General features: G+C 67.7%; 16 protein-coding genes. All 16 read right to left on the bottom strand.

The features are described 5' to 3' along the window. Nucleotide 1: 1 nt before the first annotated feature. A complete protein-coding gene (locus OG798_RS31885) occupies nt 2–1552 on the bottom strand; it encodes a glycosyltransferase family 39 protein (protein ID WP_328758065.1) in 1551 nt (516 codons plus the stop codon). Continuing rightward, on the bottom strand, nt 1549–3183 hold the full coding sequence (locus tag OG798_RS31880) for a hypothetical protein (RefSeq protein WP_328758064.1): 1635 nt from the start codon (nt 3181–3183) through the stop codon (nt 1549–1551). The genes OG798_RS31885 and OG798_RS31880 overlap by 4 nt, the downstream gene beginning before the upstream one ends. Continuing rightward, a complete protein-coding gene (locus OG798_RS31875) occupies nt 3180–4190 on the bottom strand; it encodes a glycoside hydrolase family 26 protein (protein ID WP_328758063.1) in 1011 nt (336 codons plus the stop codon). The genes OG798_RS31880 and OG798_RS31875 overlap by 4 nt, the downstream gene beginning before the upstream one ends. Then, nucleotides 4187–5845 carry a glycosyltransferase family 2 protein gene (locus OG798_RS31870; RefSeq protein WP_435863950.1) on the bottom strand — a complete coding sequence of 553 codons (1659 nt, stop codon included), beginning with the start codon at nt 5843–5845 and terminating at the stop codon, nt 4187–4189. Before OG798_RS31870 ends, OG798_RS31875 begins: the two co-directional genes overlap by 4 nt. A gap of 174 nt (nt 5846–6019) precedes the next feature. Further along, nucleotides 6020–6886 carry a tRNA pseudouridine(38-40) synthase TruA gene (gene truA / locus OG798_RS31865; RefSeq protein ID WP_328758062.1) on the bottom strand — a complete coding sequence of 289 codons (867 nt, stop codon included), beginning with the start codon at nt 6884–6886 and terminating at the stop codon, nt 6020–6022. Nucleotides 6887–6978: 92 nt separating this feature from the next. After that, nucleotides 6979–7473, bottom strand: a complete 495-nt coding sequence (rplQ, locus tag OG798_RS31860) for a 50S ribosomal protein L17 (RefSeq protein ID WP_075028513.1) — start codon at nt 7471–7473, stop codon at nt 6979–6981. Between the two features lie 179 nt (nt 7474–7652). Beyond that, nucleotides 7653–8675 (bottom strand): DNA-directed RNA polymerase subunit alpha, encoded by a 1023-nt coding sequence (locus OG798_RS31855; RefSeq protein WP_003966937.1) that lies wholly within the window; start codon nt 8673–8675, stop codon nt 7653–7655. Between the two features lie 114 nt (nt 8676–8789). Beyond that, nucleotides 8790–9194: a 30S ribosomal protein S11 gene (gene rpsK, locus OG798_RS31850; RefSeq protein WP_003956432.1), complete on the bottom strand. Its 405-nt coding sequence runs from the start codon at nt 9192–9194 to the stop codon at nt 8790–8792. Between the two features lie 64 nt (nt 9195–9258). Further along, nucleotides 9259–9639: a 30S ribosomal protein S13 gene (gene rpsM / locus OG798_RS31845; RefSeq protein ID WP_060901485.1), complete on the bottom strand. Its 381-nt coding sequence runs from the start codon at nt 9637–9639 to the stop codon at nt 9259–9261. A gap of 211 nt (nt 9640–9850) precedes the next feature. After that, complete coding sequence (gene rpmJ, locus OG798_RS31840) at nt 9851–9964, bottom strand: 50S ribosomal protein L36 (RefSeq protein WP_003998809.1); 114 nt, start codon at nt 9962–9964, stop codon at nt 9851–9853. A gap of 69 nt (nt 9965–10033) precedes the next feature. After that, nucleotides 10034–10255 (bottom strand): translation initiation factor IF-1, encoded by a 222-nt coding sequence (gene infA, locus OG798_RS31835; RefSeq protein WP_003948620.1) that lies wholly within the window; start codon nt 10253–10255, stop codon nt 10034–10036. A 432-nt stretch (nt 10256–10687) separates the two neighbouring features. Further along, the gene (gene map / locus OG798_RS31830; protein ID WP_067367076.1) at nt 10688–11524 is read right to left on the bottom strand and encodes a type I methionyl aminopeptidase; all 837 of its coding nucleotides are present in this window, start codon (nt 11522–11524) and stop codon (nt 10688–10690) included. A 105-nt stretch (nt 11525–11629) separates the two neighbouring features. After that, nucleotides 11630–12847 (bottom strand): WD40 repeat domain-containing protein, encoded by a 1218-nt coding sequence (locus tag OG798_RS31825; RefSeq protein WP_328758061.1) that lies wholly within the window; start codon nt 12845–12847, stop codon nt 11630–11632. Nucleotides 12848–13052: 205 nt separating this feature from the next. Continuing rightward, nucleotides 13053–13433, bottom strand: coding sequence for a hypothetical protein (locus tag OG798_RS31820; RefSeq protein ID WP_095853100.1), 381 nt, complete (start codon nt 13431–13433; stop codon nt 13053–13055). 176 nt (nt 13434–13609) lie between these two features. Beyond that, nucleotides 13610–14260, bottom strand: a complete 651-nt coding sequence (locus tag OG798_RS31815) for an adenylate kinase (RefSeq protein WP_328758060.1) — start codon at nt 14258–14260, stop codon at nt 13610–13612. Continuing rightward, entirely contained in the window at nt 14260–15573 is a 1314-nt protein-coding gene (gene secY, locus OG798_RS31810) for a preprotein translocase subunit SecY (RefSeq protein WP_095853102.1), read from the bottom strand. Before secY ends, OG798_RS31815 begins: the two co-directional genes overlap by 1 nt. Nucleotides 15574–15641 lie beyond the last annotated feature (68 nt).

Genomic DNA, 15641 nt, shown 5'->3' with positions numbered 1-15641 from the left:
GTTACTTGCGCTCCAATACCTGCACGACGACGCGGTTCAGCCGCACCGTGCGCGTCGCCTTGAAGTCCTCGTCGATCGCCGCGGCCTTCTTCTTGTCCGCGCCGGTCAGCGGCGGCCGACCGTCGGCGATCGTCGACACCAGCCAGAGCCGGTCGACGCCCTTGAGGCAACGGGTCGGCTGCCCGCACTCGGTGGCGCCGTACGAGCCGTTCTGCTGCGGGGTCCACTCCATGAGCACGTCCTTGGGGGCCTTGCGGTCCCGCAGCTCGTAGGATATGGCGCGACGCTCGGACAGCCCGCCGTTGAAGATCACGCCATCGCCGGGCTTCTCCCCGGAAGCGATCACATTCGCCGCCGCCGCGTAGTCCGGCTCCATGGGCAGGTCCTTCTTGGCGTCGCCGATCGCGGGCCACGCCACGAAGGCGTATCCGGCGGCGAAGGCCGTCACCAGTACCCCGCCGACCGCCTTCGCCACGGCGCCGGACCGGGCTTCGGGCTCGAGCCGCCCGGTGAGCCGGGTGACCGCGGCGGCCATCAGCAGCGTCCACGCCGGGATGGTGAACAGGAGATACCGCGGCAGGAAGAGATGGAGCTGGTCGGCCGTCAGGAAAGTCAGCACCGGCGGCAGCACGGCCCACGCCCCGAGCAGCAACGCGTAGCGGCGGGCCGCCAGCAGGCCCAGCACGCCGAGCCCCATCACGACGCCGCCGGTGATCCACGACCCGAACAGCTCCTGCGGGAAGTCGACCAGGTCCTGGGTCGTGGTGGTGTTCCAGGCGATCTGCCCGCTCTGCCCCGACCCCTTCGCCACCATCGGGAGCGTGATCGACAGACCGAGCAGCGCCGCGCCCGCGAAGGCGTAGTGCGCGATCCTGTCGCCGCGCCGCTTCGCCAGCACAACCAGGCCCAGATGTCCGGCGAGCACCGACATCGCGACCAGGTGGCCGAATCCGGTGGCCGCGATCGCCAGCGCGTACAGCGTCCAGTCGCGCAGGCTCGGCTTCTCCAGGGCGCGCAGCAGGAAGAGCGTCGCGAGCAGCGCGAAGAGGGTCGCGAAGGCGTAGGGCCGCGCCTCCTGCCCGTAGCGCGTGATCGCCGGCACCACCGCGAAGAGCAGTCCGGCCAGCAGTCCGGTCCGCACGGCGAACATCCGCCGCCCCAGGAGTGCCACCAGACCGGCCGAGATCCCCATGGCCAGCGCCTCCGGCAGCCGCAGCGCGGCCGGCGAGTCACCGGCCACCGCGATCCACAGGTGCATGCCCGCGTAGTACGGCGTGAAGACGATGTCGATGTGGTCGATCAGCTGTCCGAGGTAGTGCCACGACAGCGTGGACGCCCACCAGGTGGCATGCTCGTCGCGCCACAACTGGCGGCCGCCGAGTCCTGGCAGCACACAGGCCAGCGCGACCAGCACGGGCAGCGCGAAGACGAGCAGCGCGGAGCCCTTGCCGCCGCCGCTGTCCGCCCGCCGTCTGGCCGCGCGCCCCTCCGCCTCCTGATGCTGCTCGGGCTGCTCGGGATCCGTCTGCGGAGTCTGCGCGTAGGCCGTCATCGCTTCACCCAGATCCGGTACGGCGCCTGTCCGCCGTCCTTGTCGGCGGACCGCACCACGGCCAGCAGCCGGTACGTCCTGGACCCGCGCAGTTCCGCGGGCACGGAGGCGGTACGCAGCACGACCGCGTCGTACGAGCCCTTCTTCACGGCGGACGCCAGCGCGCTACCGCGTGCGGCCCGGTGCCACTGGCCCGGATCGGTCCGCGTGCGCAGGTAGTACGCGGAGATCTCGGGGTCGTCGCTGAGGTAGCTGCCCTTGGCGCCCTTCTCGGTCACGACCCCACGCAGCGCGGCGATCATGCCGACCGAGTCCGGCGGCCGGTACAGGTCCTGGGTCTGTGCCATGCCCACGACCAGCGCGGCGACGTAGATCATGATGCCGATCTGCGGGTAGCGGAAATGCGCGCCCATCATCCGGGAGATGCCCAGGCCCGCCATCGGCACGGCGAAGAGCAGCCCGAAGCCGACGTGGATGTGCAGTGAGCTGCCGTTGCCCAGGTATGCCTGGTAGAGCGGAGCGAGGAGCGCGGTGGCGCACAGGGTCAGGCCCAGCGAGGCCCTTCTGACGGCACCCGGCGCGGAGCCCTCGGCCCAGGGCATCTCGCCCATCCGGGCTCGGCGGACGAAACCGACGGCGCCGATCACGGCCACGAGCAGGACGATGCCGCCCCACTGCGCGCTCTCCTTCAGCAGGCTCAGCGCGCTGTCGGTGCCGTGCACGTTCCAGCCGCTCGGCGTGCCGTTCAGCCGGACGCCCACGAAGCACAGGGCTCCGGTCGCGGCCGCGAAGAGCGCGCCCCGCACAAAGGCGCCGACCCCGCGGAAGCGGTAGGCGGTCAGTACGGCCAGCACGGTCAGCGAAGGCAGGTACAGCGCCGCCGCGTAGGCGGCGAACGGCGCGAGCGCGGCGAACGGCGCCGCCACCAGGACGGCCGCGGGCGTCGACTGCCGGGTCCTGGCCAGCAGCCACAGGGCCGCGGCGAGCAGGAACAGCGACAGGGAGTGCGCGGAGGCATAGCGGCCGGTGAAGGCGGTCGACTCCAGTACGGAGTACATCGCGGCGGCCGCGAGACCGGCCCGCGCGTTGAACAGCAGCCGGGTCGCGCCGAAGAGCAGGGCCGTCGCGCCCAGCGCCCAGACCAGGCTCAGCGTCCGGGCTCCGGCCAGACCGGCACCGGAGACCAGCCCCGAGAGCGTTCCGTCGGAGGTGAGGAACTTCGCCTCCTGCGGGAAGGCACTGCCGTCCAGCCGGTAGGACAGACCGGCCTGCACCAGCAGGATCAGCACCAGCACAGCGCGGCTGATCCACGCCGAACGGCTGTTGTCGACCGACCATGCGGAGACGGGGACCTCGGGGAGCACATAGCCCGGCCCGGGCTCAGGTTCGGGCTCGGGGTCCAGGACGGTGTAGTGCGGCACGTAGTAGTCGGCTTCGGGCTCGTCGCCGGGTGTCCGCGGGGCGCTGTACGGGGGGTACTGCTGCTGCCAGGCGCCCGGCGTCGGCTGCTGATACTGCAGAAACGTTTCCTGACTGGGCGGGGCGTACGGGGCCCCTGAGACCTGAGAAGCCTCCGGAACCTGTGGAGCCTGCGGGGCCTGCTGCTGCCAGTACTGCTGCTCATTGCTCATGACCGCGGCACCTCGAATCCGAAGGCGTCGTCGGCGATCAGGCGCTTGAACTCAGCCAGGGCGAGCGGGCTGCTCTGGATGCGCCAGTCGGCCCGCTTGGGGATGTTGAACCAGAGGAAGCCGATGACGTCGTCGTTCGCCTCGACCCCGCCCAGCAGCCCGCGCACATCGTCACGCCGCCGCTCCCCGGGCTCCGCCGAGGTCTCACTGATCAGCACCGGCTTGTCGGTGAACCCGGCCACCTGCCGCCGGGTGGGTCCGTACAGCGTGTCGAAGGTGTGGGCGCCGGTCTGCGCCCAGTACCCGACGATGCCGACCCAGTCGACATACGCGTCACCGGGCCAGTAAGGCTCCAGCTTCACCGACGGGACGGGGTTGACCACGTTGGGGCTCCACACCCAGACCACGTTGGTGGCGCCCTCCTCCTGGAAGAGGTCGTGGATGTGCCGCCATGCCTTCACGAAGGTCGCGGCCGTAGTGTCCTTGGTCCCCCACGGGTACCAGTGGCCGTTCATCTCGTGCCCGAAGCTGATCGCGACGGGCACGGCCGTCTTGCGGACGCTCGCCGCGAACTTCTTGATGTACGTGTCCTGCGAGCCGTCCGCGATCTCGCCGAGGCCGGGCTTGAACGGCTCCCACGAGACGTACAGCAGCCCTCCGTCGTCGAAGACGTTCTTCGCGCCCTCGGCGTTGAATCCGTTACCCCACGAGGAGTACGACCCGACCATGTTCGGCTTCTTGCCGACCGTCTTCGCGAAGGCGTCCACGGGCTTCATCGAGCTGGGCGCACCGTCAACGGCGACCCCGAAGTACTTCTTCGCGGGGTGCAGCAACTTCTCCACGTCGTACGGCCGCTGCTGCGCCGCCTGTCCGGAGGAGTCCCCGGCGCCCGGTTCCCTCGCGGCCTCGGCGGGCGGGTCGTCCGCGCCCCCGAACACACCGCAGCCGGATGCCCCCACCAGGGACATGAGCACCACGGCCAGTGGGAGCAGGGTCTTGCGGATCATGCGGTGTCACCCACGGTCTGAAGCTCCTGAGGCCGTACCTCGGCGTGGTGTTCCTTGGGCTGGATCAGCGCCCGGGCGACCACCAGCGCGTAGAACAGCCCGGAGGACAGGACGAGGGCGAAGTCCGGCGGATAGCCGGTGAACAGCCGGTACACGGCGGCGCCGACCCAGACCACGGCCGTCCCGCCGCTCCAGATCCACATCCCCAGCCAGAACCGCCGGGTCTTGTTCTTCTTCGCGCCCTTGGAGCCGGTCGGCTGCCAGCCCATGCGCTGCTTGCGCAGGATGTCCCAGATGGCGAAGACATGCGCCCAGCCGTACATCATCCGTGCCGACCAGGCCTCCAGGCGGTAGGGCGCCTTGTGCCACATCGGGAAGATCATGGCCGTGTAGACGATGCTCGGCAGCACCCACACCAGGTGCTTGACCTGGAGCATCTCGGGGCTGGTCAGCAGCAGGACGATCGGTACCAGCGGGGCCACGAAGGTGAACAGCGCAGTGTGGATGTAGTAGAAGAACCCGGACATGTAGCAGAGCCGACTGGAGAAGCGGATCGGCGCGTCCCAGAACTTCTTGCTGCCGAGCAGCGACATCGACCCCGAGCACCAGCGGTACTGCTGGTTGAAGAAGGCCCCGGCCGTGTCCGGGCACACCCCGGTCGACAGGGCGACCGGCACGTACTTCAGGTCCCAGCCGAGCCCGCGCAGGTCGAAGCCGGTGTGCACGTCCTCGGAGTGCTCGATGAGCGTCGTACCGCCATTGGTGTCGAGGGCGGCGCGCCGGTAGATGGCGCAGGAGCCCACGCAGATCGCGCCGTCACTGCCCTGCCGCGAGACCTGCACCGAGCGGTAGAAGAGCTCCTGGACGGCCCCGGCCCCGCGCTCGATCCAGTTCTGCGAGTCCAGGACCCGGAAGTACTGCGGGGACTGGACGATCCCGATGCGCTCGTCGGCCTCCATGTACGGCAGCAGCTCCTCCAGGAGGTCGGAGCGCGGCGTGAAGTCGGCGTCGAGGATGAGGATGTACTTGCCGTCCGACTGTCTGAAGCCGTAGTGCAGGTTGCCGGCCTTCTTGAACCAGCCGCGGTTGTCCCGGGTGCCGTAGCGGAAGCCGAAGTCACGGGCCATCGCCGCCAGCTCGGGGCTCGCGCCGTCGTCGAGCACGAAGGGCACGCACCGCCCGGGATACCGGTCGGCCAACTGCCGCACATGCGTCCAGGTGTTGTGCAGTACCTCGATCGGCTCGCCGCACACCGGCAGGAACACGTCGACGGTCGGGTAGACCGCCGGCCGCCAGCCACGCACCAGCTCCTGGTGGTACGCGAAGTCGAAGTCCCTGGTGAAACCGTTCACCTTCAGCGACACCAGGTAATAGACCACCGTGAAGGCAAGTGGTGGGCCGAAGATCCACATCAGGGGACTGGCCTGGGCGAGCGCGACCTGACTGATGGTCAGACAGCCAAAGCTGACGACCGAGGCCAGAGTCAGCACCCACAGGCGCCGCTTCACGTACGAGTACTTCTCCGCATGCGAGGGCGGCGCGGGCAGCAGCCCGAGTGGCGCCTCAACGGCACCACGTCGTCCTCCGTGCCGTCCGGTCCGTCGCCCCCCAGCGCCGGCCCCTCCGGACATGCGGGCAGAGTCAAGTGATGACATTCCTACCCTCCGGGCCGACGGCCCGCGTTATCCCCACCCCAAAAGGCCCCGTATCGAACACGGGGCCGAGAGGCGCAAAGCTATCCGAGAGGTAAGAATGATGTAAGGCCCAACAAGTGACTTACGCCGGGTAAGTGACAACATGGGAGCTATCTGCGCGTAATTTGCATGTTACTAACAGGTTTCACACCCTGCCGCCCCCGGCAGCGTCCGCCGGTTCCGCGCCTCCTTGTTGCGCGCGGCGAGCAGTTCGTCCGCGGGGTAGCCGACCTCCTCCAGCGTCAGCCCGTGCGGTCGTACGACATGGACGGCCGAGTCCCGTACGCCGGCCGCGAGTACCTTCCCGGCCCAGTCGGGCCCGCGGTGCCCGTCCCCCACGAACAGCAGCGCGCCGATGAGCGAGCGCACCATGTTGTGGCAGAAGGCGTCGGCGCGCACGGTGGCGGTGATGACCCCGTCGTCCCCGCGCACCAGGCTCAGCTCCTGGAGCGTACGAATGGTCGTGGCGCCCTCGCGCTTCTTGCAGTAGGCGGCGAAGTCGTGCTCGCCCACGAGCCGCTCGGCCGCCTCGTTCATGGCGTCGACGTCCAACGGCCAGTCGTGCCACAGGACGTGCCCCCGCAGCAGGGGGTCCACTCCCCCGGGGTTGTCGGTGACGCGGTAGGCGTACCGCCGCCAGATCGCGGAGAAGCGGGCGTTGAACCCGCTGGGGGCCTCCCTCAGGGACCACACCCGCACGTCCTTGGACAGCCGCCCGGCCAGCCGCTTGAGCAGCTTCTCCTCGTGCTCAACCCACAGCTCGGCTGGCAGATCGACGTGCGCCACCTGCCCGCGTGCGTGCACACCGGCGTCGGTGCGCCCGGCGACGGTCAGCTCGTACGTGGTGTCCCTGGACCGCGTGACGGTCCTGAGGGCGTCCTCGATCTCCCCCTGCACGGTCCGGCGCCCCGAGGCCTGCTTGGCCCACCCGGAGAACTCGGTCCCGTCGTACGACAGATCCAAACGCACCCGCACGAACCCGGGCTGTACTTCGTCACTCACACCTAGATCCTCTCAAGGCCGGCATCTGTGCCGGAAACGCGAAAGCGGGCCCGCCCCCGAAGGGACGGACCCGCTCACAGCCAGGCAGTGCCTCAGGCGTCCTTCGACTCCTCGGCGGGAGCCTCGGCGGCGTCCTCGACCTTGGCCGGAGCCTCGGTCTTGACCTCGGCGTCCTTGGCGGCACGCTTGGTGGCCGCCTCGGCCTCACCGGTGGCCTGCTGGGCCACGGTCAGGGCCTCCACCAGCTCGATGACGGCCATGGGCGCGTTGTCGCCACGGCGGTTACCGATCTTGGTGATACGGGTGTAGCCACCCGGGCGGTTCTCGTAGCGCGGGCCGATCTCGGTGAAGAGCGTGTGCACGATGCTCTTGTCCGTGATCACCGAAAGCACCTGACGGCGGTTGTGAAGGTCACCCTTCTTCGCCTTGGTGACCAGACGCTCCGCGTACGGGCGCAGGCGACGGGCCTTCGCCTCGGTGGTGGTGATGCGGCCGTGCTCGAAGAGCGACTTCGCGAGGTTCGCGAGGAGCAGCTTCTCGTGCGCGGCGCTGCCGCCCAGACGGGCACCCTTGGTGGGCTTCGGCATGGTGTTTCTCCTAGGTGTCTGCCCCGGCCGTATCAGGTACCGGGGTCAGTGTCCGAGCGGGCGATTGCCCGTCGGAGATCCGGGGCGACCCCGAAGGGGCGCCCCGGAAGGGGCGCGGGGAACTGCGCGATCAGGCACAGCGCACCCGCACCAGAAAACGGACCGTCTGGCCCGAGCTCTTAGTACTGCTCGGTCTCGACGAACCCGGCGTCCGCGTCGTCGTCGGCACCAAAGGCGTCGGCGGCGGCGGTCGGGTCGAATCCGGGCGGGCTGTCCTTGAGGGCCAGGCCCATGCCGGCCAGCTTCGCCTTGACCTCGTCGATGGACTTCGCACCGAAGTTGCGGATGTCCAGGAGGTCGGCCTCGGAGCGGGCGACGAGCTCACCCACGGAGTGGATGCCCTCACGCTTGAGGCAGTTGTACGAACGAACGGTGAGCTCGAGCTCCTCGATCGGCAGCGCGAGGTCCGCGGCGAGGGCGGCGTCCGTGGGGGACGGGCCCATGTCGATGCCCTCGGCGTCGATGTTGAGCTCGCGAGCCAGACCGAACAGCTCGACCAGGGTCTTACCGGCCGACGCCATGGCGTCACGCGGACGCATGGCCTGCTTGGTCTCGACGTCGACGATCAGCTTGTCGAAGTCGGTGCGCTGCTCGACACGGGTCGCCTCGACCTTGTACGTGACCTTCAGCACCGGCGAGTAGATCGAGTCGACCGGGATGCGCCCGATCTCCTGACCGACCTGCTTGTTCTGAACGGCGGAGACGTAGCCGCGACCGCGCTCGACGGTCAGCTCCATCTCCAGCTTGCCCTTGCCGTTGAGCGTGGCGAGGACGAGGTCGGGGTTGTGTACCTCGACACCGGCCGGGGGCGCGATGTCGGCGGCGGTGACCAGACCCGGGCCCTGCTTGCGCAGGTACATCACGACCGGCTCGTCGTGCTCCGAGGAGACGACCAACTGCTTGATGTTGAGGATCAGGTCGGTGACGTCCTCCTTGACGCCCGGCACGGTGGTGAACTCGTGCAGAACGCCGTCGATGCGGATGGACGTGACCGCCGCACCCGGGATCGAGGAGAGGAGGGTCCGGCGCAGGGAGTTGCCGAGGGTGTAGCCGAAGCCCGGCTCCAGCGGCTCGATCACGAACCGGGAGCGGAATTCGTCGACGACCTCTTCGGTCAACGAGGGACGCTGAGCAATCAGCATGTTGCGATCCTTCAGTCATGGGCGCCCGCTATTTGACGCCCTGCTGCTACTGCAAGGGTACGGGCGGCACGCCTCCGAAGAGACGTACCGCCCGGAACCTAAGACAACCGTGCGTCAGACGCGGCGGCGCTTGGGCGGACGGCAGCCGTTGTGCGGGGTGGGGGTGACGTCCTGGATGGAGCCGACCTCGAGGCCAGTGGCCTGGAGGGAGCGGATCGCGGTCTCGCGACCGGAGCCCGGGCCCTTCACGAAGACGTCAACCTTGCGCATGCCGTGCTCCTGCGCGCGGCGGGCGGCCGACTCGGCGGCCATCTGCGCGGCGAAGGGGGTGGACTTGCGCGAGCCCTTGAAGCCGACGTGGCCGGCGGAGGCCCAGGAGATCACGTTGCCCGAGGGGTCCGTGATCGAGACGATGGTGTTGTTGAACGTGCTCTTGATGTGAGCGTGCCCGTGAGCGACGTTCTTCTTTTCCTTGCGGCGCACCTTCTTGGCAGCGCCCTGACGACCCTTGGGGGGCATCTATTACTCCTACGGGAGGTGGTCGGTCCTACAGCGAAGACCGCTGATAAGCGTCCGCTGAGGACTACTTCTTGCCCGGCTTCTTCTTACCGGCGATGGCGCGACGCGGGCCCTTGCGGGTACGAGCGTTCGTGCTGGTGCGCTGACCGTGGACGGGCAGGCCACGACGGTGGCGCAGACCCTGGTAGCAGCCGATCTCGACCTTGCGGCGGATGTCGGCCTGAATCTCGCGACGGAGGTCACCCTCGGTCTTGATGTTGGCGTCCACGTACTCGCGGATCTTGACCAGCTCTTCTTCGGAGAGGTCACGAACGCGGGTGTTCGGGTTCACGCCGGTCTCGGCCAGCGTCTGCTGGGAAAGGGTCCGGCCGATGCCGAACACGTAGGTCAGGGCGACCTCCACACGCTTTTCGCGAGGGATGTCAACACCGGAAACGCGTGCCATTCAATGGCTCCAGTTGTCGTTCGGAGGTCTTCCGCAGAACCGGATCCCGCCCGCCGTCCTCTCCTCTTGTCGAAGATTCGGTACGAACCGGGTCCCCGGCCTCCGACCGGGGGTGTCAGGTCTGAAGAGACTCAGTCCTGGATTCTGCGTATGAACATGTACTGCTTGCGTCGCGCGAAGTATCTGCGGATGCAGAAGGTGCGGTCGTGCGTCAGCCCTGGCGCTGCTTGTGGCGCGGGTTTTCGCAGATGACCATGACCCGACCGTGACGGCGGATCACCCTGCACTTGTCGCAGATCTTCTTGACGCTCGGCTTGACCTTCATTGGTGAGGTTCTCCGGGTCAGTGCCACCCCCCGCGTCCCGGAACCGGGAACACGGAGTAAAGGCAAGATCTACTTGTAGCGGTAGACGATCCGGCCACGCGTCAGGTCGTACGGAGACAGCTCCACCACGACCCGGTCGTCAGGGAGGATGCGGATGTAGTGCATACGCATCTTGCCGCTGATGTGTGCCAGAACCTGGTGGCCGTTCTGGAGCTCAACCTTGAACATGGCGTTCGGAAGAGACTCGACGACAGTGCCCTCGATCTCGATGGCACCTTGCTTCTTGGCCACGCTTCGCCCTTCGAATCGACTACCTTGATCGACTTCGCACGAGCGCATGCAGACATGCGGGTGCACGAGAGCCGACGAGTCAGTCTACGTCAGGCCTCTCGGAAAGACGAATCGAGAAAGAATGCCCCACTACGGAGATCGTTAAGCAACGGGGGTCATCGACGCGTCACCGCGAACCCCTCCGGGTCGGCTCCACCCAGACGTACGGCGATCACACCACCACCCGCCGTAGCCGCCCGGCGCCTCCAGACCAATGGGCCAGGCGCCGCCAGGCCAGCAGGCCCACCACCGTCAGGCCAACGGGTCCGCCACCGCCGGGCCACGCGGGCCCAGCGCCATCAGACCAACAGGTCCGCCACCGCCGGGCCACGCGGGCCCAGCGCCATCAGACCAACAGGTCCGCCAACGTCAGGCCACGCGGGTCCGGTGCCGTCAAGCCAGCGGGTCCGGTGCCGCTGTGATCCCGTGCTCCGCCAGCTTGGCCTTGCCGCCGTCCGGCGCGGTGAGGACCAGCGGGCCCTCCTCCGTCAACGCCACCGAGTGCTCCCAGTGCGAGGACCACGTGCCGTCCGTCGTGATGACGGTCCAGTCGTCCTCCAGCACCTCGGTCCGCGGCGTGCCCAGGGACACCATCGGCTCGATGGCCAGGCAGAAGCCGGGGACCAGCTTCGGACCCTTGCCGCGCCGCTTCTCGACGTAGTTCAGCAGGTGCGGGTCCATGTGCATCTCGGTGCCGATGCCGTGGCCGCCGTAGTCCTCGATGATTCCGTACTTGCCGCCGCCGGGCTTCGGCTGGCGGCGGATGTACGTCTCGATCGCACGCGAGACGTCGATGAGCCGGTTGCCCTGCTTCATCGCGGCGATGCCCGCCCACATCGACTCCTCGGTCACCCGGGAGAGCTCCAGCAGCTCCGGGGCGTGGCCGGAACCCACGAACGCGGTGAACGCGGCGTCGCCATGCCAGCCGTCGATGATCGCGCCGGCGTCGATGGAGATGACGTCGCCGTCCTTGAGGACGACCTCGTCGGACGGGATGCCGTGGACCACGACCTCGTTCACCGAGGTGCAGATCGTCGCGGGGAAGCCGCCGTAGCCGAGGAAGTTCGGCTTCGCGTCGTGCTCAGCGAGCACCTTGCGCGCGGCCTGGTCCAGATCCATGGTCGTGGCCCCGGGCACCGCTGCCTCACGCGTCGCCGCGTGGATGGCGGCGACGACCAGCCCCGCCTCACGCATCTTGGCGATCTGCTCGGGGGTCTTGATCTGCACCATCAGCTCTGCCTTCTTACGGGTGCCAGTCCGGTTTTGTACACCACAACAGTACGGCCCCCGGCGGCGTGGCAACACGTGGTCCCGCCGGTCACGGCCGCAGCCCGGTCAGCGCCGGGTGAATACCGGGAACCAGCGGCTCTCGTCCTGCACCTTCGCCGTCCGGAAGCCGGAGAGCGGCGTGGCCTTGCCGTCCAGGCCGACCAGGAGCAGCTGGTTGCGGAACTCCCCCGTACCGGGGTTACAGCGCTCGGGATCACACCGCCAGGCGATGAGGTGACTGTTGTCGGCCCACGCGAGCAGCTGCTGGCCGGGCACTACCGCGGCCCGCTTGCCGGTCTTCGCGTCCCGCACCTCGGAGACGATCTTGTCGCCCTCCCCCACGAAGGCGCCGGTCACCAGGTTTCCGTCGGGGGACCAGACCGCTCCCGGGTCGGACTGACGCGCTTCCTGATCCGGGGCAGGCATCCTCTTGCCGGTCACGTCGTAGTAGATCACGCCCGCCTTGTCGTCGCCGGTTCCCCATACCAGCTTCCCGTCACGACTCCACTGGACGTCCTGACGCCCGCCGGCGGGGATCCCCTGCTCGCTCTTCTTGGCCGGCAGCTCGGCGAACTCCGCCTTGCCGGAGGCGACATCGATCACGTAGAAGCCGGTGCGGCTCTGCTTCGGCCCCGGCACGGTCTTGTCGTTCCACTGGTAGGACGCGTCCTTGAACAGACCGTCCGGGTTGAGGCCGTACGCCGTCGCCAGCAGGCGTTTGCCGTCCGGCGAGAACTGCACACCGCCGACGCTCCTGTCGACCTTGATCCAGCGCTGCACCTTGCCCGTGGCCAGGTTCAGCAGCCCTATCCGGTCGACGGGCAGATCGCGCTCGAGCACCGCCGCGGTCCGCGTCCCGGGGGCGACGTCCAGCCAGGCCCAGTCGGTCTTCTCGTACCGCTCGGTGGTCGTGTTGAGCAACCGCCACTCGTACGTGCCGATCGCGTTCCCGTTCGGCTGCTTCACGAGTTTCATCGTGTAGTACGCCGAGACGGCGGCCCTCCCCGCCGCGATCAGCTCTCGAGGCGGCGACTGATCCGGGTGCGCCGCCACGCCCGTGACATCGGGCGCGCTCGCGGGCCGCCCCTGCGCTTCACCGCCGCGCAGGGCGAGCGACGCCGCGATCCCCGCGGCGGCGACCGCAGCGACGACGGCCGCCACCACGAGGCGTCGAGCCTTGCGACGACGCAGCGGCGGTTGTGGCCGTTCGGCGGAGTCCGCGGCCGGTCGCGCCTCTGGAGAGGACGTTTTGAACGCCGCGCGGGCATGCGGGTCGGGAGCCATGCTCGTACCTCCACGGGAGAGACGACTGGGACAGGAATCTGGCCGGTTGGTGTGAAAGACAGCGAAGGAGTTCACCGCGTACGGGGCCGCTGCGCCACGGACAACGAAGGGGCTGCTCCCGCAACACCGGAGCAGCCCCTCTGCAGTTGATCTCAGCCCACGAGCAGGTCACGCATCATGGGTCGAGAACGAACTCGTCCGCGGTTTACTCGTTGAACCAGTCCGGCGACCAGACGGAAGCGCCGCCACCGTGCCACCAGACCTCCATCTTGTAGACGGAGAGCTGGCCGATGTTCTCGCCCTTCTTGTCGCAGCCGGAGTCGCCGCCGTCGTCAAGGGTCCACAGTCGCGACGTGATGCCGGCGGAGTTCCGGACCCACAGAGCACCGGTCACCCCGTAGCCGTCGGCCTTGGTGTCACAGACCGAGAACACATCGCCGTCGTCGTGGAAGTGCATGTACCCACGGCCCGACGGAAGGTTGATCTGCTTGTCGCTGTCGGCCTGCGCCGAAGCGCTCACCCCGACGACCAGGGCAGCGGACGCGCCGATGACTGCGGCGGCGCGAGCGAGCTTTGACTTCATCATGATCCCTCTTTCCCCAATGAGGTTGCACAGCACCGGTGTTGCCGGTGTGATTGCAATGATCCGAACACTAGTTCACCCGTGCAGAGCATGTCCACATCAAATCAACCCCCGGGGATCATGCCAAAGGCTGCTCCGGACCAGCCGGAGCAGCCTTGTCGTCGTACTCGCAACCCTGCTCAGGGCCGCGGCAGCGCCGCCATGGCGCGTTCCGTGACCTCTTCCACCTTGCCGAGGGCCGAGATCGTGACCACCAAGCCCTGGGACTTGTAGTAGTCGATGATCGGCTCGGTCTGGCTGTGGTAGACCTCCAGGCGCTTGCGCACCGTGTCCTCGGAGTCGTCGTCACGCTGGTACAGCTCGCCGCCGCAGACGTCGCAGACGCCTTCGGTCTTCGGCTGCTTGTACGTCACGTGGAAGACGTGCGACGAGTCGTTGCGGCAGATGCGGCGGCCCGCGATGCGCTTGACCACCTCGTCCTCGGGGACCTCCAGGTCCAGCACCGCGTCCAGCTTCATGCCCTCGGTCTTGAGCATCTCGTCGAGCGCCTCGGCCTGCGAGACGTTACGAGGGAAGCCGTCCAGCAGGAAGCCGTTCGCGGCGTCCGGCTGCTCCATGCGGTCCTTGGCCATCCCGATGGTGACCTCGTCGGGCACCAGGTTGCCGGCGTCCATGTACGCCTTGGCCTGCTTGCCCAGCTCCGTGCCCTGGCTGATGTTGGCGCGGAAGAGGTCGCCCGTGGAGATGTGCGGAATCCCCAGGTTCTTGGCGAGGAACGCAGCCTGCGTTCCCTTCCCGGCACCGGGCGGCCCGACGAGGACGATTCGCATCAGCGGAGGAACCCTTCGTAATTGCGCTGCTGAAGCTGGCTCTCGATCTGCTTCACCGTCTCGAGACCGACACCCACGATGATCAGGATGCTGGTACCACCGAACGGGAAGTTCTGGCTTGCCCCGAAGCCAACCAACGCCACCGTCGGTACGAGAGCGATCAGACCCAGATACAGCGAACCCGGCCAGGTGATCCTGTTGAGCACGTAACTGAGGTACTCAGCGGTCGGTCGGCCAGCCCGGATGCCCGGGATGAAGCCACCATACTTCTTCATGTTGTCGGCGACTTCTTCGGGGTTGAAGGAGATCGCCACGTAGAAGAACGCGAAGAACACGATCAGCAAAAAGTACATGGTGATGTAAATCGGGTGGTTGCCCTTGGTCAGATTCTGCTCAACCCAGGTTTTCCAGCCGGAAGTGTCCTTGGAGAACTGGGCGATCAGCGCCGGAATGTAGAGCAGCGACGACGCGAAGATGACGGGAATCACACCCGCCTGATTCACCTTCAACGGGATGTAGGTGGACGTACCGCCGTAGGACCGGCGGCCGATCATGCGCTTCGCGTACTGGACCGGAACGCGGCGCTGGGCCTGCTCGACGAAGACCACCAGGCCGACCATGACGAGGCCCACGAGGATGACCGTGCCGAACTCGATCCAGCCGCCGGCCAGCGTGCCCTGCGTCTTGATCGCCCACAGGGCGGACGGGAAGGTCGCGGCGATCGAGATGAACATGAGGATCGACATGCCGTTGCCGATGCCGCGGTCGGTGATGAGCTCGCCCAGCCACATGACGACGCCCGTACCGGCGGTCATGGTGACGACCATCACGATGGTCTGGAAGATCGACTGGTCAGGAACGATCTGGTTGGCGACCTGGCAGCCACTGAACAGGGCGCCGCTGCGGGCGGTCGCGACAAGGCCGGTGCCCTGCAGGATCGCCAGCGCCACCGTCAGGTAACGGGTGTACTGCGTGATCTTCGCGGTGCCGGCCGAACCCTCCTTCTTGAGGGCTTCGAGGCGCGGGATCACCACCGTCAGCAGCTGCAGAATGATGCTCGCCGTGATGTACGGCATGATGCCGAGCGCGAAGATCGTGATCTGCAGCAGTGCGCCACCACTGAACATGTTGACCAGCCCGAACAGACCCTGGTTGCCCTTGGCCACGTCGATGCAGGTCTGGACGTTCTTGTAGTCGACACCTGGGATCGGTACGTGGGTACCGACCCGGTAGACCACGATGATGGCGAGCGTGAAGAGCAGCTTCTTGCGCAGGTCGGGCGTCTTGAACGCCCGGGCGAACGCGGTGAGCACGGTGCCTCCTGCGACCCCCGCGCAACTGCGTCAGAGGTGACGGTCTTGAGGTTCGACGAATAGGTAGG

Origin of the sequence: Streptomyces sp. NBC_00271, assembly GCF_036178845.1 — a bacterium.
Taxonomy (GTDB): domain Bacteria; phylum Actinomycetota; class Actinomycetes; order Streptomycetales; family Streptomycetaceae; genus Streptomyces.
This window is presented reverse-complemented; position numbering and strand designations above follow the sequence as displayed.

Excerpts from the sequence above, each read along its gene's own strand:
- rpmJ (WP_003998809.1), bottom strand. The coding sequence starts at position 9,964 with ATGAAGGTCAAGCCGAGCGTCAAGAAGATCTGCGACAAGTGCAGGGTG.
- OG798_RS31855 (WP_003966937.1), bottom strand. The coding sequence starts at position 8,675 with ATGCTGATTGCTCAGCGTCCCTCGTTGACCGAAGAGGTCGTCGACGAA.
- OG798_RS31885 (WP_328758065.1), bottom strand. The coding sequence starts at position 1,552 with ATGACGGCCTACGCGCAGACTCCGCAGACGGATCCCGAGCAGCCCGAG.
- rpsM (WP_060901485.1), bottom strand. The coding sequence starts at position 9,639 with ATGGCACGCGTTTCCGGTGTTGACATCCCTCGCGAAAAGCGTGTGGAG.
- rplQ (WP_075028513.1), bottom strand. The coding sequence starts at position 7,473 with ATGCCGAAGCCCACCAAGGGTGCCCGTCTGGGCGGCAGCGCCGCGCAC.
- OG798_RS31815 (WP_328758060.1), bottom strand. The coding sequence starts at position 14,260 with ATGCGAATCGTCCTCGTCGGGCCGCCCGGTGCCGGGAAGGGAACGCAG.
- OG798_RS31870 (WP_435863950.1), bottom strand. The coding sequence starts at position 5,845 with ATGTCATCACTTGACTCTGCCCGCATGTCCGGAGGGGCCGGCGCTGGG.
- OG798_RS31880 (WP_328758064.1), bottom strand. The coding sequence starts at position 3,183 with ATGAGCAATGAGCAGCAGTACTGGCAGCAGCAGGCCCCGCAGGCTCCA.
- OG798_RS31820 (WP_095853100.1), bottom strand. The coding sequence starts at position 13,433 with ATGATGAAGTCAAAGCTCGCTCGCGCCGCCGCAGTCATCGGCGCGTCC.
- OG798_RS31825 (WP_328758061.1), bottom strand. The coding sequence starts at position 12,847 with ATGGCTCCCGACCCGCATGCCCGCGCGGCGTTCAAAACGTCCTCTCCA.
- rpsK (WP_003956432.1), bottom strand. The coding sequence starts at position 9,194 with ATGCCCCCCAAGGGTCGTCAGGGCGCTGCCAAGAAGGTGCGCCGCAAG.
- OG798_RS31875 (WP_328758063.1), bottom strand. The coding sequence starts at position 4,190 with ATGATCCGCAAGACCCTGCTCCCACTGGCCGTGGTGCTCATGTCCCTG.
- map (WP_067367076.1), bottom strand. The coding sequence starts at position 11,524 with ATGGTGCAGATCAAGACCCCCGAGCAGATCGCCAAGATGCGTGAGGCG.